23 protein-coding genes and 1 pseudogene are annotated in these 23,008 nt (G+C 63.1%); 12 read left to right on the top strand and 12 right to left on the bottom strand.

Annotated elements, in window-relative coordinates:
- Positions 1 to 62 precede the first annotated feature (62 nt).
- Positions 63 to 779 carry a phospholipase C accessory protein PlcR gene (gene plcR, locus ACTHNR_RS10140; protein ID WP_440547459.1) on the top strand — a complete coding sequence of 239 codons (717 nt, stop codon included), beginning with the start codon at positions 63 to 65 and terminating at the stop codon, positions 777 to 779.
- A gap of 110 nt (positions 780 to 889) precedes the next feature.
- Positions 890 to 2,269 (top strand): pectin acetylesterase-family hydrolase, encoded by a 1,380-nt coding sequence (locus tag ACTHNR_RS10135; protein WP_440547458.1) that lies wholly within the window; start codon positions 890 to 892, stop codon positions 2,267 to 2,269.
- A gap of 23 nt (positions 2,270 to 2,292) precedes the next feature.
- Here ACTHNR_RS10135 and ACTHNR_RS10130 read toward each other — a convergent pair whose 3' ends face one another.
- The 4 genes from ACTHNR_RS10130 to ald form a co-directional block, all read right to left on the bottom strand.
- On the bottom strand, positions 2,293 to 2,823 hold the full coding sequence (locus ACTHNR_RS10130) for an N-acetyltransferase family protein (RefSeq protein ID WP_440547457.1): 531 nt from the start codon (positions 2,821 to 2,823) through the stop codon (positions 2,293 to 2,295).
- 69 nt (positions 2,824 to 2,892) lie between these two features.
- Positions 2,893 to 3,276, bottom strand: a complete 384-nt coding sequence (locus ACTHNR_RS10125; RefSeq protein WP_440547456.1) for a hypothetical protein — start codon at positions 3,274 to 3,276, stop codon at positions 2,893 to 2,895.
- A gap of 64 nt (positions 3,277 to 3,340) precedes the next feature.
- On the bottom strand, positions 3,341 to 3,565 hold the full coding sequence (locus ACTHNR_RS10120) for an oxidoreductase-like domain-containing protein (RefSeq protein WP_440547455.1): 225 nt from the start codon (positions 3,563 to 3,565) through the stop codon (positions 3,341 to 3,343).
- Between the two features lie 7 nt (positions 3,566 to 3,572).
- Positions 3,573 to 4,688, bottom strand: coding sequence for an alanine dehydrogenase (gene ald / locus ACTHNR_RS10115; RefSeq protein WP_440547454.1), 1,116 nt, complete (start codon positions 4,686 to 4,688; stop codon positions 3,573 to 3,575).
- Positions 4,689 to 5,080: 392 nt separating this feature from the next.
- Between ald and ACTHNR_RS10110 the strand changes: the two genes are divergently transcribed.
- The 3 genes from ACTHNR_RS10110 to ACTHNR_RS10100 all read left to right on the top strand — a co-directional run bounded on the left by ACTHNR_RS10110 (position 5,081) and on the right by ACTHNR_RS10100 (position 7,439).
- Positions 5,081 to 5,959, top strand: coding sequence for a hypothetical protein (locus tag ACTHNR_RS10110; protein WP_440547453.1), 879 nt, complete (start codon positions 5,081 to 5,083; stop codon positions 5,957 to 5,959).
- A 119-nt stretch (positions 5,960 to 6,078) separates the two neighbouring features.
- Positions 6,079 to 7,002 (top strand): DnaJ C-terminal domain-containing protein, encoded by a 924-nt coding sequence (locus tag ACTHNR_RS10105; protein WP_440547452.1) that lies wholly within the window; start codon positions 6,079 to 6,081, stop codon positions 7,000 to 7,002.
- Positions 6,999 to 7,439 (top strand): anti-sigma regulatory factor, encoded by a 441-nt coding sequence (locus tag ACTHNR_RS10100; RefSeq protein ID WP_440547451.1) that lies wholly within the window; start codon positions 6,999 to 7,001, stop codon positions 7,437 to 7,439. The genes ACTHNR_RS10105 and ACTHNR_RS10100 overlap by 4 nt, the downstream gene beginning before the upstream one ends.
- Before the next feature lie 59 nt (positions 7,440 to 7,498).
- Here ACTHNR_RS10100 and ACTHNR_RS10095 read toward each other — a convergent pair whose 3' ends face one another.
- From ACTHNR_RS10095 to ACTHNR_RS10070, 6 genes are all read right to left on the bottom strand, one after another.
- A complete protein-coding gene (locus ACTHNR_RS10095; protein ID WP_440547450.1) occupies positions 7,499 to 8,857 on the bottom strand; it encodes a PAS domain-containing protein in 1,359 nt (452 codons plus the stop codon).
- Entirely contained in the window at positions 8,854 to 9,474 is a 621-nt protein-coding gene (locus ACTHNR_RS10090; protein ID WP_440547449.1) for a SpoIIE family protein phosphatase, read from the bottom strand. The genes ACTHNR_RS10095 and ACTHNR_RS10090 overlap by 4 nt, the downstream gene beginning before the upstream one ends.
- Positions 9,471 to 9,872 (bottom strand): anti-sigma regulatory factor, encoded by a 402-nt coding sequence (locus ACTHNR_RS10085; RefSeq protein WP_440547448.1) that lies wholly within the window; start codon positions 9,870 to 9,872, stop codon positions 9,471 to 9,473. Before ACTHNR_RS10085 ends, ACTHNR_RS10090 begins: the two co-directional genes overlap by 4 nt.
- Positions 9,862 to 10,236 carry an STAS domain-containing protein gene (locus ACTHNR_RS10080; RefSeq protein WP_440547447.1) on the bottom strand — a complete coding sequence of 125 codons (375 nt, stop codon included), beginning with the start codon at positions 10,234 to 10,236 and terminating at the stop codon, positions 9,862 to 9,864. The genes ACTHNR_RS10085 and ACTHNR_RS10080 overlap by 11 nt, the downstream gene beginning before the upstream one ends.
- A gap of 4 nt (positions 10,237 to 10,240) precedes the next feature.
- Positions 10,241 to 11,212, bottom strand: a complete 972-nt coding sequence (locus tag ACTHNR_RS10075) for a protoglobin domain-containing protein (RefSeq protein WP_440547446.1) — start codon at positions 11,210 to 11,212, stop codon at positions 10,241 to 10,243.
- A 287-nt stretch (positions 11,213 to 11,499) separates the two neighbouring features.
- Positions 11,500 to 12,528: a LacI family DNA-binding transcriptional regulator gene (locus ACTHNR_RS10070; RefSeq protein WP_440547445.1), complete on the bottom strand. Its 1,029-nt coding sequence runs from the start codon at positions 12,526 to 12,528 to the stop codon at positions 11,500 to 11,502.
- Between the two features lie 255 nt (positions 12,529 to 12,783).
- Here ACTHNR_RS10070 and ACTHNR_RS10065 point away from each other — a divergent pair, with 255 nt between their 5' ends.
- The 6 genes from ACTHNR_RS10065 (at position 12,784) to ACTHNR_RS10040 (ending at position 20,521) form a co-directional block, all read left to right on the top strand.
- Positions 12,784 to 13,944, top strand: coding sequence for an ABC transporter ATP-binding protein (locus ACTHNR_RS10065; protein ID WP_440547444.1), 1,161 nt, complete (start codon positions 12,784 to 12,786; stop codon positions 13,942 to 13,944).
- Positions 13,945 to 14,030: 86 nt separating this feature from the next.
- Positions 14,031 to 15,284 (top strand): ABC transporter substrate-binding protein, encoded by a 1,254-nt coding sequence (locus ACTHNR_RS10060; RefSeq protein ID WP_440547443.1) that lies wholly within the window; start codon positions 14,031 to 14,033, stop codon positions 15,282 to 15,284.
- A gap of 135 nt (positions 15,285 to 15,419) precedes the next feature.
- On the top strand, positions 15,420 to 16,274 hold the full coding sequence (locus tag ACTHNR_RS10055; protein WP_440547501.1) for a carbohydrate ABC transporter permease: 855 nt from the start codon (positions 15,420 to 15,422) through the stop codon (positions 16,272 to 16,274).
- 10 nt (positions 16,275 to 16,284) lie between these two features.
- The gene (locus ACTHNR_RS10050; RefSeq protein WP_440547442.1) at positions 16,285 to 17,136 is read left to right on the top strand and encodes a carbohydrate ABC transporter permease; all 852 of its coding nucleotides are present in this window, start codon (positions 16,285 to 16,287) and stop codon (positions 17,134 to 17,136) included.
- An 88-nt stretch (positions 17,137 to 17,224) separates the two neighbouring features.
- Complete coding sequence (locus ACTHNR_RS10045) at positions 17,225 to 19,189, top strand: beta-galactosidase (RefSeq protein WP_440547441.1); 1,965 nt, start codon at positions 17,225 to 17,227, stop codon at positions 19,187 to 19,189.
- 3 nt (positions 19,190 to 19,192) lie between these two features.
- A complete protein-coding gene (locus ACTHNR_RS10040) occupies positions 19,193 to 20,521 on the top strand; it encodes a sugar efflux transporter (RefSeq protein WP_440547440.1) in 1,329 nt (442 codons plus the stop codon).
- An 11-nt stretch (positions 20,522 to 20,532) separates the two neighbouring features.
- On the opposite strand, the pseudogene ACTHNR_RS10035 reads toward ACTHNR_RS10040, so the two are convergent.
- Together ACTHNR_RS10035 and ACTHNR_RS10030 are read right to left on the bottom strand one after the other, a co-directional pair.
- A pseudogene (locus ACTHNR_RS10035) lies at positions 20,533 to 20,694 on the bottom strand (glycosyl hydrolase 53 family protein); the annotation flags it as partial.
- A 31-nt stretch (positions 20,695 to 20,725) separates the two neighbouring features.
- Positions 20,726 to 21,625, bottom strand: coding sequence for an NmrA family NAD(P)-binding protein (locus ACTHNR_RS10030; protein ID WP_440547439.1), 900 nt, complete (start codon positions 21,623 to 21,625; stop codon positions 20,726 to 20,728).
- 193 nt (positions 21,626 to 21,818) lie between these two features.
- Between ACTHNR_RS10030 and ACTHNR_RS10025 the strand changes: the two genes are divergently transcribed.
- Entirely contained in the window at positions 21,819 to 22,688 is an 870-nt protein-coding gene (locus ACTHNR_RS10025; protein ID WP_440547438.1) for a helix-turn-helix transcriptional regulator, read from the top strand.
- The last annotated feature ends 320 nt before the right edge of the window (positions 22,689 to 23,008 follow it).

The following is a 23,008-nucleotide window of genomic DNA, read 5'->3' as shown; positions in this document are numbered from 1 at the left end:
TCGTCCTAGAACGTAGTCCTACCTGGGCATCGACAATCGATGACGATCTACAGGGAGGAGACGTGAATCGAGCCAAAATGCGTTGGCTACGCGCGGCGATCATCGCGGGTGCGGTCGTCGCGGTGGCTGCGTGGCGCTATGAAACCGAGTCGCGCGCGCGGACGGTGGAGGCTGTCAAATCGGCGGGCGCTTCCATCGCGCAGGGCGCAACATCTGCGCGGACATCGACGCAGTCCCCTTCGACATCGCCTGGGCCCGCAGAGCGCGCGCTCGATCTGGCCGCGTTGCAGCGGAGCTTGGCCAGCCGCTCCGACGGCCAAGCGGAAACACAGCGTATCGTCGACTTCGCTCGCTTTCGAGACCGCGTGGCCGCGTACGCGCAAGACAAAGACCGCATGCCGGCCGCCGAGCGATCGCAAACGGCGCGCGAGATTCTTGCGGCGTTGCCCGAGCATGTTGCCCGCAACGAGATCTTGCCCGTGCAGGCGCAAGCGATGACGGCGCAATTGCTGACCGACGCGGAACCCGATCCCGTCGCACGCGACGCTCAACTCGAAGCTGCTCAGCGGCAGTGGGACGCCTATTCGCGTCGCACCGTGGGGCCCTCGCCCGAAAAAGATCCGCGTTTTCAGACCTACGCTTTGCAAAGCCGCGACATCGTCCAGCAAGTGCAATCGAGCGTACCCGATCCTCGACAGCAGCAAATCGAAATCGCGCAGCGACTGCAAGCGCTGCGCGTGAGGTTGTTCGACCACGCTTTCACGCCCGACGCGCATTGAATGTGCGGGGCGCGTGGGAAGCGCGAGCGCACTGCCTCGAACCATTGCCGTTGCCTTTGCCATTGCCATTGCCATTGCCATTGCCTCGAACGATAGCCAAGGGAGGGAAGATGCATTCATCGAAATGGTTGAAACGCGTATGCATTGGCGGTTTGTTAGGTTGCGCGGCGTTGAATGCGCGCGCGACGGATACCACGCAGCCCGATTCGTCGATCCCGTATTACTCGTGGTACGAAGTCGTGCTGCCGGAAAGCAGCGGCGCATCGTGCGGAAACGGTACGCCCATGCGCTTCTACATCAATCGAGCGCAATCGAGCAACATGCTCTACATGATGCAGCCGGGCGGCGCATGCTGGAATTACGCCACGTGTTCGGAGACTGCGACGTCGGGTCCGGAGGCGGGCCTCGGCGCATTCAATCACGACGGTATTCCGCACAACTACATGAACGGCACGGCGAGCCAGACGTTGATGTCGTCGTTTCTCTCGCCGTTGATGATCCGGATGGACCTCGCGCATCGCCTCGTCGGCGAACCGAAAGTCGAAACGCAGGATTGGACGCAAGTGTTCGTGCCGTACTGCACGGGCGACATTCATATGGGCAGCGCCGTGCGCACTTACACGGCGCCTACCGGGGAATGGCGTGTTCAACACTACAACGGCTTGAAGAATGCACGAGCGGTGGCCCAATGGCTCGTCGGTCACGGCTTCGGGCAACCGAATCGGTTGTTGGTCTATGGGACGAGCGCGGGCGGCTACGGCGCACTGGCCAACTATGCGACGTTGCGCAACACATTACAGCCGCAAGCGCATAGCTCGTTGCTCGATGACGCCGGTACGGTATTCAATACACCGTTCGATGCCGATCCATCGGTGCATCCTTCGGTCGGGCTTTACGACAAGGTGCGGGCAGAATGGGGAATGGACGCGCCCGACGGGATGATCGCGATCAACAGGAGGCTATCGCCGTACTTCGATCCAAATAATATGGGTAGCGCTTATGCCGCGCTGTCGAGAACCTTCCCGCACGATCGGTTCGGCTATACGACGTATCAGCGCGACGCAGTCATGGCCGCTTATCACTACCGACCTTTCGTGCCCTCCGTCATCGCCGCGCCGGACGATGCGAGCAAGGATGCGTTGTCGCTCGCCATGTTCGCGCAAGAACTCGAACTGCTCAAGAAGACGCTCAACCCCCTGCCGAATTTCGGCTACTTCATGCCTTGGGCGCGCGGCGACTTCATGCACAACCATCAGGTCACCGCGGTGAGTTTCACGGGGTCGCGAATTCGCGAAAACGGCATCGATGCCGATGTCGGGGCGTTCGTGGCCGATTTGCTCAATCAGCGGGATCCCGCCGATACGCCCGTGATGAAGGCGTTCCGCACCGACCGGTCGTCGGAGTTCACGTTCTCGTCATTCTTGGCGTGGATCGATCGTGTGCTGAACCTAACGGGCGAAGCGGGGCCGATATCGGGGCATCGGGTATAGCTGCCTGCGGATTCAATGTCCGCTCAACCATCCACCGGCTGTGCCGGCGTATCGAGCAGCAACTGATAAAACGCCAAATCGAGCCACCGGCCGAACTTGAACCCTACCTGCGGCAACGTGCCGACATGCTTGAACCCCAGCCGCTCGTGCAGCGCGATGCTTCCGCTGTTCGTTGCGTCGATGCCGCCGATCATCGCGTGCAGATCGTTCTGCCGAGCCGCTTCGATGAGCGCTTGCATCAGCACGCGACCGAGTCCTTTTCCTCGATGGTCCCGATGCACGTACACGGAATGTTCCACCGTGTACTTGTAGGCCGGCCACGCGCGAAAGGTGCCATAGCTGCCGAAGCCCAGCAGCGTTCCTGCCTCGCCCTCGATGCCGATCACGGGGAAGCCGCCGGCCTGTTTCGCCTCGAACCACTTCACCATGTTCTGCGAGGTTCGAGGCGCGTAGTCGTAAAGCGCGGTCGAATTCAGAATGGCATCGTTGAAGATGTCGAGGATGGCGTCGGCGTGACGCTCGAAGGTGCAGGGCACGAGGGTCTGTTCGCTCATTGAGCTCTCCATAAAACGAATGGCGTTTCGCCGAGGGGCGGTTGTCGCGGCGCTTTATACCGTATCCGCCTACTCGTCCGGCAGCGCGCGCTTGCGGCTCCGATTTTTTGGCTTCGGCTCCACGCCAATGCGGGGATCGCGTGCGAGCACCAAGGCTGTTACGCGTTGCACGATCGATTCGAAAGCCGGGTCGGCCTGGGATACATACAGCCATTTGCCCAGCACGGGGTGGGGCCGCAGGCCCGGCATGTCGTCGATGAGCGACGCATGATGTTCTTGCGACGTGCAGACGAGCAAGCCGTTCCACGGCTCGTCCCGATCGCCGACGGTCAAGCACAAGCGGCCGTCGATATAGGCTGCGTCGGCAGTGAACATGCGCTTGTGCACGAACGTCGGATCGCGCTCGAATGCGTCGAGGACCCAGACCAGCGAGTTGCGGACGGTGGACGGCATGGGATCGGGTGAGGGCGGCCCATATGTGGGGGCCGCAGGTTTCGGTCGATAGGGTGTGATCGTACTATATGCGACGCTTGGCCTGCCGCGCCTCCCATGCTGCGAGCGCGGCTTCGTACCGGTCTAGCGCTTCTTCGTAGAGTTCGAAGATGCAGGGCGAACAGCCGCTGTGGCAGCAGTCGTCCTGCGAGGGGCGCTCCGGCGGCGTGGGGCGCGGATCGTCGGAAGGCGGGGGCGGATGGGCATCCCGCTTCGATACGCCAAGTCGAAGCGGGTTGCCTCGGTTCATCGCCGGCTCACGACAGCAAGTCCGCCGCGTTCACATACGATTGCCCGAGCGCCTTCGCCACGGCTTCGTGCGTGACTTTGCCCTCGCACACGTTGAGTCCCGCGCGCAGGTGCGCATCCTCGGCCATCGCGCGCTTCCATCCTTTCGTCGCCAGCGCAATCGCGTGCCCAAGCGTGGCGTTGGTCAACGCGAACGTCGACGTCCGCGCCACGGCGCCCGGCATGTTCGCCACGCAGTAATGAATGACGCCGTCGACGAGATACGTCGGCTCGGCATGCGTCGTTGCGTGCGACGTCTCGAAGCATCCGCCTTGATCGATCGCCACGTCGACGACGACTGCGCCCTTCTTCATGGTCGAGATCATGTCGCGCGTGACGAGCTTGGGTGCGGTGGCCCCCGGGATCAACACGGCGCCGATCACGGCATCGGCGCTCGCCACGCACCGTTCGAGCGCGTGTGCGCTCGAGAACTGCGTCATGATGCGATTGCCGAAAATCAGATCGAGCTGACGTAGACGGTCGACGTTCGTATCGAGAATCGTGACGCGCGCGCCCATGCCGACGGCCATTTGCAGCGCATTCGTGCCGACGGTGCCGCCGCCGATGATGACGACGTGCCCCGGCGCGACGCCAGGCACGCCGGCGAGCAGCAATCCCATGCCCCCGCGCGGTTTCTCGAGCTGCGCGGCAGCGACTTGTATGGACATGCGGCCCGCCACTTCGCTCATCGGCGCGAGTAAGGGCAGTCCGCCGCCGGGGCCGGTGATCGTTTCATACGCGACGCACACGGCGCCCGACTCGATCAAATCAGTGGCTTGCTCGCGGTCGGGGGCGAGATGGAGATAGGCGTAGAGGATCTGGCCTTTGCGCAGCATCGCGCGCTCGACGGCTTGCGGTTCTTTGACCTTGATGATCATGTCCGCGCGTCCATACGCTTCTTGTGCGCTGCCGCATATCGTTGCGCCCGCGGCGGCGTAGGCGTCGTCAGGCAGACCGACTGCCGCGCCGGCATCGGTTTGAACGATGACTTGATGCCCGCGGCTTACCAATTCGCGTGTACCGGCTGGGGTCAGCCCCACGCGGTATTCCTGGTTCTTGATCTCTTTGGGTACGCCGATCAGCATGATGCACCTCCTCCTTGTACGGAATCGATCGAATCGTCTGCTCGCGCTTATGGCGCGAGCAGACGTCGGTCAAACTAGCTTTGGTATGACCGTATAGGCGCAGGAGGTTGCGCACGGGCGACTGGGTAGGCTCGTAGTGCGTAGTGCTATCCGTGCGCGGCGCAAGCAGCTCCTACTGGACGAGATACTACGCCGTTGTTCGTACCGTATGTGTGCAGCCGCGCATGCCGGCGAGGGTGCGATCCATCACATCCTTTGCGTTGCAACGGGGCCGCGGTTTGTTCGACGTTCGCATTTCGATCGTTCCATTCGCCGGCATAGGCGGCATCCGGTCCTTGCTCGCTTACGGTGGCGCGACCACCCCTCACTTCTCACTTCGACATGTCATAGCCATGGCCATCGACTGCTCTCGATCGGACGCGGAGGCGCCCGACGCCACGCCGGTGGCTTCCTCCACGGTGGCCATGCTATCGGCAACCGCGCAGCCCACCACCGCCACATCGTCCAACCTGGCTTACGGCGTTTTCGGCCGATTGAGCGGCATACACCGAGCGACGACCGCGGCGCCTCCCGTATCCGCGATACCAAGACTGCTGGCCGGTACTCGAATCGCTTCAGCGATCGCGCGCAAGCAGCTGCGCGGCGCCGTCATTCGCATGCTCTGCGACTTGGATGGCGCCGAGACGGTGTACTTCGGAAAGACGACGCGTCGACACGCCGAGGATTTATTCGCTTTCGCCGAGCGAACCGCTAGACAGGCCGAGGCGGTCGATCCTTCGCTCGCGAACGTCCCGCTTGAAGAGCGCATGGCGATCGTGCTTTTCACTCGGCGCATTCATATCGCCGCGAACCGGGCGCTGGCGAGCGACCGGCCGCTCAACGAGCACGAAGCGTTGTACGTACGGTTGCTCGAATCGGGCTTGAACAAGCTGCCGAGCGCGCTCGACACGCCAGTGTTTCGAGGAATGAATGTGCCGGACCCCTCCGCCATGTTCGAAGTTGGCGCGATGGTGACCGAGCCGCGCTTTTGGTGCGTCAGCGCCGATCGCCGGGTGGCCTTCGAGCCCGAGGGTTTCGGTGGGAACGTGCTGATCACGTTCGTCGGTCCCGTTTCGGCGAAGGTTTTGGGGCCGCTGGCGCCGGGGCAATGGCACCGCGAAGCGATGTTTTCGCGCAATAACCGCTTTCAAGTGCTGATGCACGAGGTGCAACGCGATGAAGATGGCCGGCTGCGACATCACGTTAAGTTGAAGGACGTTGGGCCGTCCTAGCCGCGTTGCCCTGGCCGAACCGCTCCCGATCAGTGAACATGGGGCCCCCAGCCGGCTCGACCGTACCGTCGCCGCTTCTTGCTAGACTTACGGCTCCAGGAAGATAACGGGGAGTGTGCGTGAGCCTCGATGAATATTACAGGCGGCTCGAGCTGCCGGGCACTGCGTCGCCGGCTGAGGTGAAACGCGCATATCGGCGGCTCAGGGCCAAGTATCACCCCGACCGGAACAAAGGCCGCGAAGCGACCGTCGAGCCCGCATTCAAGCGCGTCCAAGAGGCGTTCGAAATCCTGATCGGCGAGCGTAAGGCGCCCGTCGCGCCTTCGCATTCGGCGCCCGCACCCGCGCAGGCCCGTGAAAAGGAAAGGGCAAGAGAGAGGGAGAAGGAGCCGGAGACGGAAGCGCCGCCGCGCGAGCCCCGCAGCCGCCCGCCGATGCGCGGCGCAAATTGCATGACGGAGCTGTTCGTGCCGCTCGAAACGGCGATCCATGGCGGCGAGGTCGAAGCGAACTACACGGTGAAGGGCCCCTGCGATCGTTGCCAAGGTCACGCGAGCAACCGGTGTCCGGCCTGCCACGGCACGCGCATCGCGATTCACCGGAAAAGCGCAACCGTCGCCATTGCCGCGGGCGCATGGGACGGTCAACGAATAGTCGTCGAAGGCGCGGGGCACCCGGGCAGCAACGGCGGTGCGGCGGGCGACGCCATTCTTTCCATTGCGATCGTCTGCAGTTCGGCGTTTCGTCGAGACGGCCTGAATCTTGCCTGCGAGATCCAAGTCGATTTCGTGACGGCGATGCTCGGCGGAAAGTTAGACGTGCCTGTGCTCGGTCAGCCAAGGCAGGTGACGATTCCGCCGAATTCGCAGTCCGGCGACACCCTCCGCTTGCGCGGGCAGGGCCTCGCCGATCGGAACGGATTGCGCGGCGATTTGATGCTGCAGTTGGTGCTCACCATGCCGCGCGAGGCGGCTCACCTCACAGAGGAGGACAGACTGAGCTTGCGCGACATGTTCGCTCGAGCGCAGCGTCGATCATCATGACGACCCTTCCCCGCGCGACCGGCGAGCGCATTCACGTATTCGTCAACGGCCCTTCGGATGTCGATTGGGCGCGGCAGACCGCACGCGAAATGGGGGCGCGGGAGGGGATGAACGAAATCAGGGCCGTCGCGCTCGCCACGGCCGTTTCCGAAATCGCCCGCAATATCCTCGTGCACGCGGGAAAGGGGCAGATCTCGTTTTGTCCCGTCACCGATGGCCAACGTCACGGCATCGTTGTAGTCGCGCGCGATGAAGGGCCGGGCATCTCGGATATCGAGCAAGCGATGCAGGACGGCTATTCGACCAAAGGGAGCCTCGGCATGGGGTTGTCGGGGGCCCGGCGCATGGTCGACGCCTTCGAGATCGAATCGGTCGCGGGCGCCGGTGTCACGATCACGCTGACGAAGTGGCGCGAGGACGATCGGCTCGACGATTGAACCGGCGGCCGCGGCGAATGCGATGCGCACGCTGAATGCGATGCCGCTTCGTTTCCCCGTCAGTCGGCGTCCTTCGCTTCGAGCGACGCCAGCGGCAGAATCGCGGTCAGCGCGAAGCCTGCACCGGGCGCGGTTCGGATGCGAATCTCTCCACCGAGCAGTGCTGCTCGCTCGCGCATACCGAGCAGCCCGAACGAATGCCGCTTGCGCGCGCCGTCGGTCACGGCGCCGTGGCCGTTGTCCACGATGCGCACGATGCAATGCGGGTCGGCGCGCTTGATGTCCACTACGACTTCGGTCGCGCCCGAGTGCCGTGCGACATTGGTCAGCGCTTCCTGCACCATGCGGAACATGTCGATTCTGCATTTGCGATTGAACTCGATCGAATCGGGATCGAGGTGGCGAATGACGCGGATTCGGTAGCGGGCCGAGAATTCGTCGACCAGGCCGTCGATCGCGGGAATCAGCCCCAAGTCGTCGAGCACGACCGGATGCAAGTCCGCGGCGATATGACGGACCGATTGCACCAGGTCGTCGATCATCGTGTAGATGCCCTTCAACGCCTCATGCGTCACCGTTACGGGCTTGCCGCCGCTGGGCTCCAACAGCGAGGTCGCCATCTTCAGGGCGGTCAACTGCTGACCGAGATCGTCGTGCAATTCTCGAGCGATGCGGGCCTTTTCCTCTTCCCTGACTTGCTGGATGTGCGCAGACAAGCGCCGCATTTCCTCCCGCGACGTGCGCAGCGCCTCTTCATCGCGCTTGCGATCGGTGATGTCCAAGATCCAGCCGACCATCCGATAGGCCAGGCCTGCCTCGTTCCAGAGGGCTTGGCCGCGCGAATGCACCCAGCAGAATTCTCCGGACTTCATCCGCACGCGATATTCGACGTCGTAAGGCGCGCGCGTCTCCAAGTGCGACTTGAGCGATTGCGCGACGCGCTCGGCGTCGTCGGCATGAATGGCGCCGAAGTGCGCTTGGCGGACGTTGGGCAACTCGCTGTTCTCATAGCCCATGATCCGCTTGAAGTGCGGCGAGAAATAGATTTCGTCGGTTTGGGGGTTCCAGTCCCACAGTCCGGCCGTTGCACCGCTGACGGCGAGCTGGAAGCGCTCTTCGCTGGCGGCGAGCGCGGCACGATAGCCTTCGATCGACAACTCGAACGGTGCGAGCAGTTCGTTGAAGAATGCGCTCGCCCCGTCCATGTACCTCGCCCGATGCGCGGGGTTGGCCGGCAGCACGACCGTATCGAGCGCGGCGCGATGCATGGCGGCCATGTCGAGCAATCCGAGCCGGTCCATCATGGCGCGCCGGCCGAGTTCATAGGCGAGCGCGAGTCCCGCCTCGCCTTCTTCCTCGAGATACGCGCGGAGTCCCGACAGATATTCGGCGCAGAGCGCGTCGACCCGCGTCGTCATGGGCGTGCCCCCACAAAGCGGGCCACGAGAACGTGGGCGTCGTCGGTCCCTTTCGCATACCTGACTAAAATCGACTCCGCGATCTCTTGTGCGCTGAATTGCGTGACGATGCCCGAGCTGAAGGTGCTGCGAATGCCGTCGGTCGCCATGACGAGCACATCTCCCGGGGACACCGCATAACGCGTCGCGCGCAACGTTGGGAGCCGGTAGCCGACCACCCCGCCGGGCGTCGCGATGGCCTCGTTGCGCGTTTGCGTCGAAGCCGAGGCACGGATCAGCACGCTGTCGACGTTGCCCACGCCCGTCCAAGTCATCGACGCGTCATCGGCGTCGAACCAGGCGACGCTCATCACGGCGCCGCGCGTCTTGTGCAAGGCGTCATGGCATTGGCGCACGAGATCGACCACCGATGCGCTGGCCTGCTCTTCGATCACGGCAACGGCTTCTCTCACCGCTACGGCCGCTTCGAATCCATGTCCGAGCCCGTCGAGCAGCGCGACGAGCGCGCCGTCGCTGCGCTCGACCACGGCATGCGCATCGCCCGACGGGTCTTCCAGCGCGCGGCCGGCCCAGCCCCATTCGATGACGGATGGACGCGGTAGGGCGGTAGCCGTCATCGCAACCACCTCGTCATTTTGACGGTCGTGCCCTTGCCGACCGCGGACGTGAGTTCGAACTCGTCCATGATCCGCTTCGTGCCCGGCAGCCCGACGCCGAGACTCTTGGCTGTCGAATAACCGTCGCGCATCGCAAGGTCGATGTCGGCGATGCCGGGCCCTTCGTCCTGCGCGACAATTAGGATTCCTACGCGAATGCCGTCGTCCACGCGGCGCATCGTGACTTCCCCGCGGTGCGCATAGCTGATGATATTGCGGGCGATCTCGGAGATCGCAAGCGCGATGATCGTGCGGTCGGTGTTCGAGAACCCCGTCTCTGCCGCGAGTTCTCGCCCTTTCTGGCGGGCGAGAACGACATCCTCCTCCCGCTCGATCGGCACGCGAATTTCAGCCTCCATCGCCGTCGCTCCGTTTGACGGTCGCGCGCAGATAGTCGAGGCCTTCCTCGAGGTCGAGCGCGGTCGCCACGCCGTCGAGCGCCAGCCCGAGCTGCACCATCGCGAAGGCGACCTCCGGCTGAATGCCCACGACCACCGTGGTCGCGCCGCGCAGCTTCGCGACATAGGCGATCCCGCGCAGCGTGCGCGTGGCGAACGAATCGAGGACGTCGAGCGCCGTCACGTCGATGACGACCCCTCGCGTGCGAAACTTGCCGATCTTGTCGGCGAAGTCCTCGCGCAGTTGTACGAGGTCTTGGTCGGACAGCGCCGATTGGATCGAAGCGATCAGCACGTCGCTTTGTTTGAGGATAGGAACGGACACGGTGTCAGTTCCCTCCATTGAGGCCAGTGTCGATCGGTTCGCCCTGCGAGAGACGATAGCCGAGATTGCGTTCGGCGAATTCGATGCCTCCCTGAAGATCGCTGACGGTGTCGAGCCCGTTCAGCTCGATGCCGAGCGATACGAGGGACTGCGCCACGGGCGCCGAGATGCCGGTGACGATCACCTTCGCGCCCATGAGGCGCGCGGCTGTCACCGTCTGCAAGATATGATTCGCGACGCGGGAATCGATCGTCGCGACGCCCGTGATGTCCATGACGACCATCCTTGCACGATTCGCTCGTATGGCTTCCAGCAAGCTTTCGGTGATGAGGCGCGCGCGGTGCGTATCGATGACGCCGATGATCGGCAGCAGCAGCAAGCGGTCGCGCAACTGAAGCACAGGAGTGGAAAGCTCGCGGATCGCCTCCTGTTGCTGGCGAATGACGCGCTCGCGCTGCCAAACGAGGACGTCGCTGATCAGTCCGATGTCGAAGGAAGCGAGCTTCTGCAAGGACATGAAGGCGTCGAACGCTGCGGCCGGCGAGGGTTCGGCATGCTGCATGACCTGCATGCCGATATGCTTGATCAGGTTCTGGAATGCACCGAGGAAGACGCGTGTGTCGAGCCCGGCCGCGGAGTAAAGCAGCCCGAGTTCGATGCGCTGCTCGACGTATTTCGCGCCGTAGTCGCCCGACACGAGCTCGCGCAGATGATCGAGCTTCAGGCGCTTGGCTTTTTCGAACAGCGCACGGTTTTCGAGCAGCGGACGGGCTTCTTCCAGAGCGGATAGATGGTCGAAGAAAGCCGCACAATGCTCGTCGATTCGACGCAGTACGAGATCCTTTATTGTCGCTATCCGTGCGATATCGGCCGGCCCGAGGCCTACGACTTGCTTGCGGCGTTCTATCGCGCCGCCGTTGAGCCCCATGTGATGCATCAACGCAAGCGATTCGCGCTGTTCAACCTGGTCTGCCATTCGCGCCTCCTCGGTTATCTGTTTCCGGGGTCGAGCTTGCCCGACACCGGCTCTCGGTTGCGGGGATACGACACGGCAGCCTGGCGTGGCTCAGCGTGTCGGCAGTTCATTGCGGCCTGCAAAAGCGCGGCCGCGTTCGCGTGACTTCGATTTGTTCGTTTATCGCGGTAATGACTGTGGCTTCGTGACGACGTGAGTTTTCAAAAAATTGAAAGGTTGGATTCTTTTCTCGGAATGTAGGAAGTATAGCCATAGCGGCTGAACTGGCAAGCTTCATGCATGTTGGATCAACGGCGCTTGGACGCCGAAGGCGCGCGTCCCGTCGACTGACGCACCACCAGCTCCGGCGCCCGCACCACGTACAGCGCTTGCGCCGGCGTCGCGCCTTCCACCATCTCGAGTGTCAACGCGACGGATCGCGCGGCGATCTCGGCCGTGGGCAGACGCACCGTCGTCAACGCCGGCCGGAATTGATGCGCGAGTTCGATGTCGGTGAGGCCGATCACGGAGAGATCGTCGGGTATGCGCTTGCCGAGATCGGCCGCGGCTTGCATGGCGCCGATCGCCATCAGGTCGTTGGTGGCGAAAAGCGCGGTCACCGTCGGCTTCTCGCGTAAGAGGGCCGCTGCCGCCTCGTAGCCGCTTTCGATGGAGTCGTGCGCATGCACGACGACGAGCGATCGCTCGCCATGGCCGTGCGCCGCAAGCGCCGTCGCGAAGCCGTCGAAGCGCAGGGTTTGCGGCCCGCCCGAACCTGCCCCCACGAGGGCGCCGAACTTGCGGTGGCCGAGCCCTGACAAATGCGCGGCGGCGAGCGCGCCCGCGGCGGCGAAATCGATCGTCACGCAGGGCAGCGCGCGAGAGGCTTGCACGTGCTCCCACATGCACAGCACGACGGCGACGCCTTTGGCCGCGATCTCCGTCAATTCGCTTTCGCGCAAATCGGTGTTCATGACGATGATGCCCGACGCCAGCGACCCCGCGATTTGATCCAAGTAAGCGCGCGTGATGGCGGGGTCGTCGTCGGTATTGCACACGAGCAGGAAGTATCCGCGCTTACGCGCCTCGCGCTCGGCGGCGAGCACGAACTCGGGGTAGAACGGGTTCGCGATGTTCGAGAGCATTAGCGCGAGCGTCGACGTTCGTCCTCGCGCTAGCGCGCGCGCCGTCAAGTTCGGCCGATAGCCGAGCTCTCGAATCGCCGCCATCACACGCTCCACCGTTTCCGGCTTCACCTTCTGCGGATTGCGCAGGACGTTCGATACCGTCGCACCCGTTACCCGCGCGCGTCGCGCGACTTCGGCCAGCGTCACCACCTGTTGCCTCCCCCGACTTCAATCGATTCAAATGGCCCCGTACGCCGTAACAGTTGCAGGGATCGTTGTTGTTCACATGCTGGGATGGGTGCTCAAACGTTGCATAGGTGCGACCGGTTGAGCTACGTTCCGTCCATAACGACAGCATGGCATCGGAGACGACATGGTACGAGCATCGGCGCCGTTTCGGCGGAAAAAATTTAAGCGCTTAAATTTAACGACGCTTCGCGCCGATTTTCGGCAAGGGAGCGTGTGATGTCGGCCATTTCACTACGGCACGTATCGAAGCAGTACGGGCAACACGCCCCGGTGCTGCGCGAGGTCGACCTCGAGATCGCCGAGCACGAATTCTGCGTGTTTCTAGGCCCGTCCGGCTGCGGCAAATCCACGTTGCTGCGCATGATCGCGGGGCTGGAGGATTTGACCACCGGTGAGCTTCGCATCGGCGATAAGCGGATGAACGAAACACCGCCCGCCGAGCGTGGCGTGTCGATGGTCTTCCAAAGCTACGCGTTGTTCCCGCACATGACGGTGTTCGAGAACATGGGCTTCGGGTTGCGCATCGCGGGTGTGCCGCGCGACGAGATTCGTCGACGCGTGACGGAGGCGGCGCGCGTGTTGCAACTCGACGCTTTGCTCGAGCGTAAGCCGAAGCAATTGTCGGGCGGCCAGCGCCAACGCGTCGCGATCGGCCGCGCGATCGTGCGCGAGCCGAAGGTGTTTCTTTTCGACGAGCCGCTGTCGAATCTCGATGCCGCGTTGCGCGGACAAACGCGCATCGAAATCGCGCGGCTGCATGGCCGTTTTCGCGAAGCGAGTTCGGTGTACGTGACGCATGACCAGGTCGAGGCGATGACGCTCGCGGACAAGATCGTCCTGCTGCGCTCGGGCGAAGATGTCGCTCGCCTGGGCAGCATTGCGCAGGTCGGCGCACCGCTCGATCTCTATCACCGGCCCGCCAGCCTGTTCGTGGCCGGCTTCATCGGTTCGCCGCGCATGAATTTTCTGCCCGCGACGATCGTATCTGCCGGAGACGGCGCCATCGCATTGCGCCTGAACGACAGCGGCGAATCGCTCGTGTTGCGCGCCGTCGCTACGAAGCAGCGCGTTTGCGCGGGGGAGCGCGTGACGCTGGGCATTCGTCCGGAGCATTTGTCCGCTTCGCCGGCACACGATACGGCAGAGCCGTCTTGTTTCATCGTGCGCACGGTGCAACTCGTGGAGCAATTGGGCGAGGCCGCCTACGTGCATCTCGATCAGCCGGGCGCGGCGCCGCTCTTGGCGAAAGCGCAGGGCACGTCGTCGCTGCGGCCCGGCGATCGACAGGCGTTTCATCTATCGAGCGATGCGTGGCACTTGTTCGACGAACGCGGCATGGCGATCTCGCTTGAGCGAGCCGTGCTTGCGTCGGCGTAAAACTTCCTTAGCAGTCAATCCGCAGGGCAACACGGCACGAGCGATAGAGCGCGTGCGGCAACCAACATAAACGAAAGGAGACAAGGATGAAGCTACCGATTCGTAGGCTTGCGCTGGCCTGCCTGACAGGCGCGGCGATCGGCGCAATGACGGGCGCGGCGACGCCGGCGCAGGCAGGCACGTTGAACGTGACGGTGTCGGCGCGCGGCAACCAGCGCGCCACCTGGCAGAACGCATTCGATCAGTTCAAGAAGGCGAACCCCGATGTCGACCTCAAGGTGAGCTATGTCGGCGAGGAGGCCTACAAAGTCCAACTCTCCGGATGGCTCGCGACCGATCCGCCCGACATGCTGAGCTGGCATAACGGCGAGCGCATGGCGTATTTCGCGAAGCGCGGCTTGCTCGAAGACTTGACGAACGATTGGCAGAAGAACGGCTGGAATCGAACGTACGCCTCGGTCAAACAATCGTCCACCTACAAGGACAAGCAATACAGCTTGCCGCTGGGCTATGACGCCTACGGGTTCTTCTATCGCAAGGATTTGTTCAAAAAGGCGGGGATCACCGATGAGCCCACGACCTGGGCGCAGCTCTTGGACGATTGCAAGAAGCTCAAAGCCGCGGGTATCGCGCCGATTGCCGTGCCCGCACGCGACGCATGGACGCTGGCCGCGTGGTTCGATTACCTCGATCTGCGCGTGAACGGCTATGCCTTCCACCAGCAGCTCATGGCCGGCGACATTGCCTATACCGATCCGCGCGTGAAGCGTGTGTATGAGGCGTGGAAGACGTTGATCGACGACAAGTACTTTATCGACAACGCCCTGTCGTACGACGTCGATTCAATCTCTCCGCTGCTCGTCAACGGACAGGCGGCGATGTTGTTGATGGGCACGTTCTTCTCGGCGGGCTTGCCGACGGCGACGCGCAACGAAATGGGCTACTTCCGCTTCCCGATCGTCGACGCAGCGGTGCCCGTCGCCGAAGACGGCCCCGTCAACGTCTTGATTGTGCCGGCCAAGGCAAAGAACAAGGCCGACGCGCGGCGCCTGCTCGCGTTCATGGGGCAGCCGAAAATCAACGGCGAGCTGGCCATGGGTTGGGGGCAATTGCCGTCGAACAACAAGGCGCCCGAGCCGCAAGATCCAATCTCGAAGGTCGGCTTCCAAACGCTTGCGGGCACGACGGGCGGAATCGCTCAGTTCTACGACCGCGACATGACCAAGGAGATGGCCGACGAAGGCATGAAGGCCATGCAGCAGTTCTTCTCCGATCCGACGCAACTCGACTCGATCCTCCAGCGCCTGGAGACGACGCGCAAACGCATCTACAAGAAGTAGCCGCGGACGCAACGCGCGAGCGGGGGCGAGCCGGCCCATCGCCCCCGCTCATTCAAGCTGGAGTGCCCATTGATGTCGATTTCCGTTACCCAGAGGGCGTTGCGACTCTCGCCGCAACCGGCGGCCAAGCGGCCCATGCCGCTCGGGCAGCGTCGTACGCGCGCTGCGCTGTGGTTCTTGCTGCCCGGCCTTGTGCTGTTTTCCGTCTTCGTCATCTATCCGATCGCGAGCAGCATTTGGCTCAGCTTTCATCATTGGGACGGGATGACGGCGAAGACGTTCGCCGGTCTCGACAACTATCGTGAGCTCATTGCCTCCGATACGTTTTACGTTGCGCTCAAGAACAACCTGCTGTGGCTGGTCCTGTTCCTGCTCGCACCGCCCGCAGGACTCGCGCTTGCGTTGTACTTGAACCAGAACGTGTTCGGCATTCGGCTGATCAAGTCGCTGTTCTTCGCGCCGTTCGTGCTGCCCGGCGTGGTCGTGGGCCTCGTGTTTTCGTGGTTCTACGATCCGACATTCGGATTGTTGAAACTCATTGTTGGGCATGGCATTCCGGTGCTGGGCGATCCGCGCTACGTCACGTACGGCATCATTTTTGCCGCGCTATGGCCGCAGATCCCGTTCTGCATGATTTTGTATTTGACGGGGCTGACGGGCATCAACCCAGAAATCATCGAAGCCGCGCGCATGGAAGGCGCACGCGGTTTCGCGCTGCTCTGGCATGTGATCTTGCCGCAACTGCGGCCCGCCACGTTCATGGCCGTCGTCTTGACCGTGATCGGCGCGCTGCGCAGCTTCGACCTCATTTCCGTGATGAGCGGGGGCGGCCCGTTCGACAGTTCGACCGTGCTCGCCTATTTCATGTACGACCAGGCGATCAAGTACTACCGGGAAGGCTATTCCGCCGCGATCGCCGTCGTGCTGTTCGCGATCATGCTCGTCTATATCGTGTGGCAGCTGCGCCGCCTAGTACGCACCGATTCATAAGGATCCCTAAATGTATCCGATGCCAGTTCAGCGTTGGCGGCCCGTGCCGAGGCTGCTCTATCGGTTGTCGTTGCCCGTGGCGCTATTGATGTGGCTCGTGCCCTTGCTTGCGGTGCTCGTTACGTCGGTGCGCTCGTCCGATGAATTGTTGACGGGCGATTATTGGGGATGGCCGAAACATTTCGCTTTCCTTGAAAACTACGGCACGGCATTGGCGCAAACGCCGATGCTTCACTACTTCTGGAACAGCTGCCTCATTACGTTGCCGGCGGTGGGGATCGCCATCTTTCTTGCCTCGATGGCGGGACATGCGCTGGCCAATTACCAGTTCCGCGGCAACGCGGCGCTGCTTGGCTTGTTCGTCGCCGGCAACTTCGTGCCGATTCAAATTCTGATGATCCCGGTGCGCGAGCTGATGGCCGGCCTGGGGCTCTACAACACCGTATGGGCGCTCGTTATTTTTCACGCGGCGTTCCAGACCGGATTTTGCACGCTCTTTTTGCGCAACTTCATCCGCGAGTTGCCCTTCGAACTTATCGAAGCGGCGCGCGTGGAAGGGGCGAGCGAGTGGGCGATCTACTGGCGCGTCGTACTGCCGCTCGTGCGCCCCGCGTTGGCGGCGCTCGCGATTCTCGTGTTTACGTTCGTGTGGAACGACTACTTCTGGGCGCTTTGCCTCACCCAAGGCGACGATGCCGCGCCCATCACGGTGGGTGTCGCCGCGCTCAAGGGGCAGTGGACCACGGCGTGGAATCTCGTGTCGGCCGGTTCGGTGTTGGCCGCGTTGCCGTCGGTCGTCATGTTCTTCGCGATGCAAAAGCACTTCGTCGCGGGCCTGACGTTCGGGGCGACGAAAGGGTGAGCGTCGTCCGTAACGCGCCTTTCCATGACTGTTTTCGCCGCGATCGCCGAGCGATCGGCGGCGTACTTTGACACAAGGACAACCTTCAATGCAGCTCGGCGTTTGTTATTACCCGGAACATTGGCCTCAAAGTCAGTGGGAAAGCGATGCGCGGCGCATGGCCGAGATCGGTATCGCGCGCGTGCGCATTGCCGAATTCGCGTGGTCGCGTCTCGAACCGGAACGCGGCCGCTACGAGTGGCGCTGGCTCGACGATGCCGTCGCCACCCTGGCCCGGCACGGTCTGCAGATCGTCATGGGCACGCCGACGGCCTCGCCCCCGAAATGGCTCGTCGATCTGCACCCGGACGTTCTTCCAGTGGCGCGCGACGGCAGCGTGCTGCAATTCGGCTCGCGGCGGCACTACGACATATCGAGCCCGGTCTATCGCGAGCACTGCGTCCGTATCGTCGACGAATTGGCGCGCCGATACGGCGCCCATCCGGCGATCGTTGCGTGGCAGACGGACAATGAATTCGGTTGCCACGACACACTGCCCAGTTACACGCAGGCGGCGCTGCATCGCTTTCGGTGTTGGCTGGCCGAGCGGTACGACAGCATCGCGGCGCTCAACACGGCGTGGGGCAACGTGTTTTGGAGCATGGAGTATCGAAGCTTCGACGAAATCGAACTGCCGTACCGCACGCCCACCGATGCGAATCCGTCGCATGTGCTCGACTTCCGGCGCTTTCAATCGGACGAGGTAGCGAGCTTTCATGCGTTGCAAGCCGATTTGATTCGGCGGCACGCACCCGGGCGCGATGTGCTGCACAACTTCATGGGTTTTTACGCGGTCTTCGATCACTACGCGTTCGCGCGGCATGGCCTGGACATCGCCGCCTGGGACAGCTATCCGGTGCCGCGCACGGAAGTCCTGCCGCTTCCCGAAGCAGACAAACACCGATGGGCGCGAACGGGTCATCCGGATGTTTCGGCGTTTAGCCACGATCTGTATCGCGGCGTCGGCAACGGGCGCATGTGGGTGATGGAGCAGCAGGCGGGGCCGGTGAATTGGGCGCCGTTCAATCCGACGCCGCAGCCGGGCGCGGTGCGGTTGTGGACCTGGGAAGCGTTTGCTCACGGCGCGGAACTCGTCTCGTACTTTCGCTGGCGTCAGTGCCCATTCGCGCAGGAGCAGATGCATTCCGGCCTCAATATGCCCGATGACGCGCTGTCGCCGGGCGGTGGCGAGGCCGCGCAAGTGGGGCAAGAATTGCGTACGCTTGCCTTGCCCCCCGAGCGCATGCGCGGCGAGCGCGCGAGCGTCGCGCTGCTGTTCGATTACGAAGCGGACTGGGTGATCGAAACTCAACGGCATGGCGCCGATTTCGACTATCAGCACTGGGTGTTCGAGTGGTACAGCGCCTTGCGTGAGCTCGGAGTCGACATCGACATCGTGTCGGCGCACGCGGACGTCAGCGCGTACCGGCTGGTCGTTGCGCCGACGCTGCCGATCTTGCCTTCGAGCGTCGTCGACCAAATCGAGCGGGGTTCGAATCATTGGCTCTTCGGGCCGAGAACCGGATCGAAAACCGAAACGTTTGCCATCGTGCCGCAACTGCCCCCGGGTGCGCTTCAGCGAGTGCTGCCGATGCGTGTCGTCGAAGTCGAGTCGTTGCGGCCGTCGATTCGGCCCACTCTTCGGTACGGTCACATCGAAGGCGTTGCATCGAGGTGGCGCGATCATGTGCGGCCGGATGTGGACGCGGAAGTCGTTGCGCGTTTCGACGACGGCTTGCCGGCCGTGTTGCGGCGAGGCCGCGTGACCTACATGGCGGCGTGTCTCGATCGCGCGCTGCTGCGTGCGGTCATGGCGGACGGCTTGCGCGCAGCCGGTATTGAAGCCGTGCAACTGCCCGAGGGCTTGAGGCTGCGCAGGCGAGGGGCGCTGCGATTTGCCGTCAATTATGGCGACCAGGCGCAGCGGGCGCCCGCGCCCGCGGGCGCCGCGTTCGTGCTGGGCGGCCCGCTCGTGGGGCCCGTCGACGTCGCTGCCTGGATCGAAGAAAACTAGTTCGTGTATACGCGTTTCGTCAGTCTGCTGCGTGTCGAGCACTTCGTCCCACTTGCCGTGGCCACGTTGATGCTCGGCGTCGCGCTGTCGTTCACGATGCCTTACCTGTCGCTCTTCGGCATTGAACAGGCGGCCATGTCGCCATTGCGGCTCGGCGCCTTCATGACGCTGGTGTCCGCGAGCGGCGTGTTCGCCAGCACGGCCGTCGGGCGGTGGTCCGATCGCACTCAGCGGCATCGTGCGCCGCTGATCGCGTCGCTCGTCGTGGCCGCGCTCGGCTATGCCAGTCTCGGGTTCTTGCGCGGCTATGGCGAATTGATGGTCGTCGGCACGGCGTTGCTGGGCCCGGGCGCGGCATCGCTGTCGCAGATTTTTGCGTTCGGTCGCGCGGCCCTGCGGATCGCCGATCCGGCGCAAGACGAATTCGCATCGGCCACGTTACGGACGCTGCTTTCCGTGGCGTGGGTGTTCGGTCCAGCGGTCGGGGCGTTGATCTTGGCGCAGGCGGGATTTTCCGGTCTTTTCGTGTTCGCGGCGGCAAGCTTCGCGGCGAGCGCCGTCATCGCATGGCGGATGCCGGAAGCGCATGACCCGCGGAGTCAGCGGCCGGCGCGAGACGATGAGAAGGACGATGCAACATCGGGATCCGGCGCGGCCGTTTTTTGTTCGAGCGACGGGGATTGCACGGTCGAGACCGTATCGAATGCCGCGGCCGTAACGGCTTCTAGCGCCGCCACCGCGCCAACGGCTCAGCGCAGCAGCGATGGGCGGCGGCCCATGATGCGTGTGCTGCTCGCGCTGACGCTGATCGGTCTCGCCGCCAACGCGACGATGATCTTGCTGCCGCTATATCTCGTGCACGAGTTGCACGGCACACGGTTGACGGTATCGGCGGCCCTCGGCACGGGGGCGTTGCTTGAAATCCCGATGATGCTGTGGCTCGGGGCGAGGTCGTCGAAGCTGCGCAAGCCGGTCTGGCTGACAGCGTCGGCGCTCGTGCATGCGGTGTATTTCGTGGTGCTTGCGTGGTTGAAAGAGCCGCTCTTGATCGTTCCGCTGCAAGTGCTGCCCGCCGCGGTGGTCGCGGTGACGTCGTGCTTGGGGATGACCTACGTTCAGGAACTCATGCCCGGCGAGACGGGCATCGCGACGGCTCATTTCTTCAACGCTTCGCGCGTTGGATCGATCCTTTCGGGCGTGCTGTCGGGCACGATAGTCGCGGCCTTCGGCTACCGCGCCGCGTTCATGCTGTGCGCGGCGCTGGCCGTGTGCGCGTTCGTTTGCCTGGCGTTCGACGCCCTACCGTTTGCGGAACGCGCGAAGCGACGATAGCGCGTTGCCATGGAAGTCGAAAAGGGTATTGTTGTCCCACTGATAAGGTCGTTCATATTTGCGCTCAGGTCGTCGAACGAGCCTTGCCACTGCGGGTAGTAGGACAGGCCGATCAGGTCGAACGCGACGCCACGTTGCGTCGCGTTGTCGAACCACCAGCGGCACGGAAAGTTGCACGTGACGGCCCTATTTGACGCAGAAATCTCAAAGACGAGGTTCACTAGACCGCAGTGACGGCAGCATCGACGAGAAGGCCTCGGACAACGTTATCGAGCCGAATCGACGTTCGCCCTTGCCCGGTTCGACATCGATGCGCCCGGCGTTATGCGTGTCGTACAAATCGGTGATCAGCCCAGCATACTGCTCGCTCAAGCCGGCGCGGAGCAGCGTGCCGGTCCACGCGCCGCGGGGCAGCTCGACGGCGGTGATGTGCTGCCCGCAGACCTCGGTCAAGGCCCGAGCGACATCGAACGCCGTCACGCGATGCGGACCTTCGACGCTGACGACGCGCGTTTCGCGCGAATGCGTGTCCTCCTGCAGCAAATCGGCGGCGATCGCACCGACGTCGTGTGCGGAGACGGTGGGAAACGCTTTGTCCAAGGGGTGATGAAAGCTGGGCAGCAGGCCTTTTTCGAGTGCGGCAGGAACGACGCGCGCCCAGTTTTCCATGTGTTCGGCCGAGCGGAGCATGATGAGGTGCGCCGCCAGCCTACTTAGCCGTGCTTCGAGGTAGTGAAAGAGCAGTGTGATGCCGGTGTCTTGTTCGAGTTGCGCGCCGTAGTCGGATAGCGCGAGAACGACCGGCGGCGGATTTTCATGTAGCGCGGCGGCCGCAACGTCTATCATGGCTCGCATCGTCGATGCCGGATGTGTGTCCGCGGTCGGGATGGGGCAAAGGATCTGCACGGCGCGCGCGCCCTCGATCGCTTGGCGGACCGAACGATGGTCGGCCAAATCGGCGACCATGGTGTCGCAACCCATGGCTGCGAATCGAGCGACATGCCTCTCATCCCGTACGACCGCGCGAACTTGCCGGCCTGCTTTCAGCAGATTCGTAGCGGTCTGGGCGCCCACTTTTCCCGACGCGCCGAATATCACAAACATGACGGGTTCCTCGTCAATACAATAGACGTCATGCTACGAACGCATTCGAGCGAACTCGATCACGGAAAGCTCGAAGGCGCACGAATGGATGCTGGACTTGCCCGTCATTGCAGGTTTCGATCGGCTTCCATTAGACTCGTCGGTGCGATGCACGCATGTGCGGGAATCGCTCGACACCTTGGTTGGGATAGCCATGAACGCTGACACTCGACAGTCCGATACAAGCGGCGGCGCACGCAAGAGCCTGCTCTCCAGCGACGGCAGGGGATGGAATGGCTTCGGCGCCGAATTGTTCGGCATCCCCGCCGGCACGCATCACATCGCGCCCATCGAGCGGCACCGTATTGGCGTGCATATGGGAAAACCGGTGCGTGCGCATTGTGTGTGCGATGGCGATGGCCGGCGCTATACGCGTATCCAAGCACATGGAGACGCCGACATCATCCCCGCGGGTGTCAGCGGGACGTGGTCGGACGAGGATGACTGCACGGTTCTGCGAATTTGGTTTGAGGACGGGTTCGCCCGCACGATTCACGAGCAATTGGACTTGAAGCCCTCGCAGGCGCGCATCGAGCCGCGGTTGCACGTGCGCGACGCTAGGCTGCAGCATCTCGCTTGGGCCTTGCATGCCGAATTGGAAGCCGACGAGGCGTCCGATTCACTCTATGCGGAAAGTCTCTGCACGGCGATGCTCGTTCGGATGCTGAGCACCGCGCCCGCCCTTGAAGGGAGGCGCCGCACGCTCGCGCCCAAAGCGGCCGCGCGCTTGACCGATCACATCGAAAGCAGTCTCGACCAACCGCTTACGCTCGTGGAACTGGCTTCGCTGCTGCACATCAGCGTGCCGCATTTCAAGGTACTGTTTCGCGAGACATTCGGCTTGCCCGTTCATCAGTACATCGTGCGGCGTCGCGTCGAGCGTGCGAAGGCCCTTCTGCAAACAGGAAAGGTCAGCGCCGCTCAAGTCGCGCTCGATGTCGGCTTCTCCCATCAAAGCCACATGGCCCGCTGGATGAATCGATTGTTGGGCGTAGGGCCGAGCGAAATCATGAAGTCGCGGTAACGAAGGCGAAGCGGCACGCTTCCCGGCGAAAGCGCTCAGAATAATGAGAAATCGTCGTTGCTCGTCGGGATGGAGCGAAGCAGGTCGACAAATGCCGTGCACCGCCCTTTGATCGCGCGGTAGGGCGACAACAATGCGGATGTAAGCCGCACGACGTATGTTTTGCGGCCTGCGACTGCTCGCACATCGCGTCGACGCTCGGCCTGGGGCCGTGAAAGCGCACAAGGTTGCATTCGTGTCTCACCGCGAAAGCCCCGGGCGGGGCGCCTCGGGGCAATGGAATTGAACATTGAGCGCATGATTGCGCGATATGCGCCGCT

The sequence above is a fragment of the Trinickia sp. genome, from assembly GCF_051954495.1.
Taxonomy (GTDB): domain Bacteria; phylum Pseudomonadota; class Gammaproteobacteria; order Burkholderiales; family Burkholderiaceae; genus Trinickia.
This window is presented reverse-complemented; position numbering and strand designations above follow the sequence as displayed.

Excerpts from the sequence above, each read along its gene's own strand:
- ACTHNR_RS10060 (WP_440547443.1), top strand. The coding sequence starts at position 14,031 with ATGAAGCTACCGATTCGTAGGCTTGCGCTGGCCTGCCTGACAGGCGCG.
- ACTHNR_RS10045 (WP_440547441.1), top strand. The coding sequence starts at position 17,225 with ATGCAGCTCGGCGTTTGTTATTACCCGGAACATTGGCCTCAAAGTCAG.
- ACTHNR_RS10085 (WP_440547448.1), bottom strand. The coding sequence starts at position 9,872 with ATGGAGGCTGAAATTCGCGTGCCGATCGAGCGGGAGGAGGATGTCGTT.
- ACTHNR_RS10090 (WP_440547449.1), bottom strand. The coding sequence starts at position 9,474 with ATGACGGCTACCGCCCTACCGCGTCCATCCGTCATCGAATGGGGCTGG.
- ACTHNR_RS10050 (WP_440547442.1), top strand. The coding sequence starts at position 16,285 with ATGTATCCGATGCCAGTTCAGCGTTGGCGGCCCGTGCCGAGGCTGCTC.
- ACTHNR_RS10130 (WP_440547457.1), bottom strand. The coding sequence starts at position 2,823 with ATGAGCGAACAGACCCTCGTGCCCTGCACCTTCGAGCGTCACGCCGAC.
- ACTHNR_RS10055 (WP_440547501.1), top strand. The coding sequence starts at position 15,420 with ATGCCGCTCGGGCAGCGTCGTACGCGCGCTGCGCTGTGGTTCTTGCTG.
- ACTHNR_RS10095 (WP_440547450.1), bottom strand. The coding sequence starts at position 8,857 with ATGACGACGCGGGTCGACGCGCTCTGCGCCGAATATCTGTCGGGACTC.
- ACTHNR_RS10075 (WP_440547446.1), bottom strand. The coding sequence starts at position 11,212 with ATGGCAGACCAGGTTGAACAGCGCGAATCGCTTGCGTTGATGCATCAC.
- ACTHNR_RS10120 (WP_440547455.1), bottom strand. The coding sequence starts at position 3,565 with ATGAACCGAGGCAACCCGCTTCGACTTGGCGTATCGAAGCGGGATGCC.
- ald (WP_440547454.1), bottom strand. The coding sequence starts at position 4,688 with ATGCTGATCGGCGTACCCAAAGAGATCAAGAACCAGGAATACCGCGTG.
- ACTHNR_RS10135 (WP_440547458.1), top strand. The coding sequence starts at position 890 with ATGCATTCATCGAAATGGTTGAAACGCGTATGCATTGGCGGTTTGTTA.
- ACTHNR_RS10030 (WP_440547439.1), bottom strand. The coding sequence starts at position 21,625 with ATGTTTGTGATATTCGGCGCGTCGGGAAAAGTGGGCGCCCAGACCGCT.
- ACTHNR_RS10065 (WP_440547444.1), top strand. The coding sequence starts at position 12,784 with ATGTCGGCCATTTCACTACGGCACGTATCGAAGCAGTACGGGCAACAC.
- ACTHNR_RS10100 (WP_440547451.1), top strand. The coding sequence starts at position 6,999 with ATGACGACCCTTCCCCGCGCGACCGGCGAGCGCATTCACGTATTCGTC.
- ACTHNR_RS10025 (WP_440547438.1), top strand. The coding sequence starts at position 21,819 with ATGAACGCTGACACTCGACAGTCCGATACAAGCGGCGGCGCACGCAAG.
- ACTHNR_RS10110 (WP_440547453.1), top strand. The coding sequence starts at position 5,081 with ATGGCCATCGACTGCTCTCGATCGGACGCGGAGGCGCCCGACGCCACG.
- ACTHNR_RS10125 (WP_440547456.1), bottom strand. The coding sequence starts at position 3,276 with ATGCCGTCCACCGTCCGCAACTCGCTGGTCTGGGTCCTCGACGCATTC.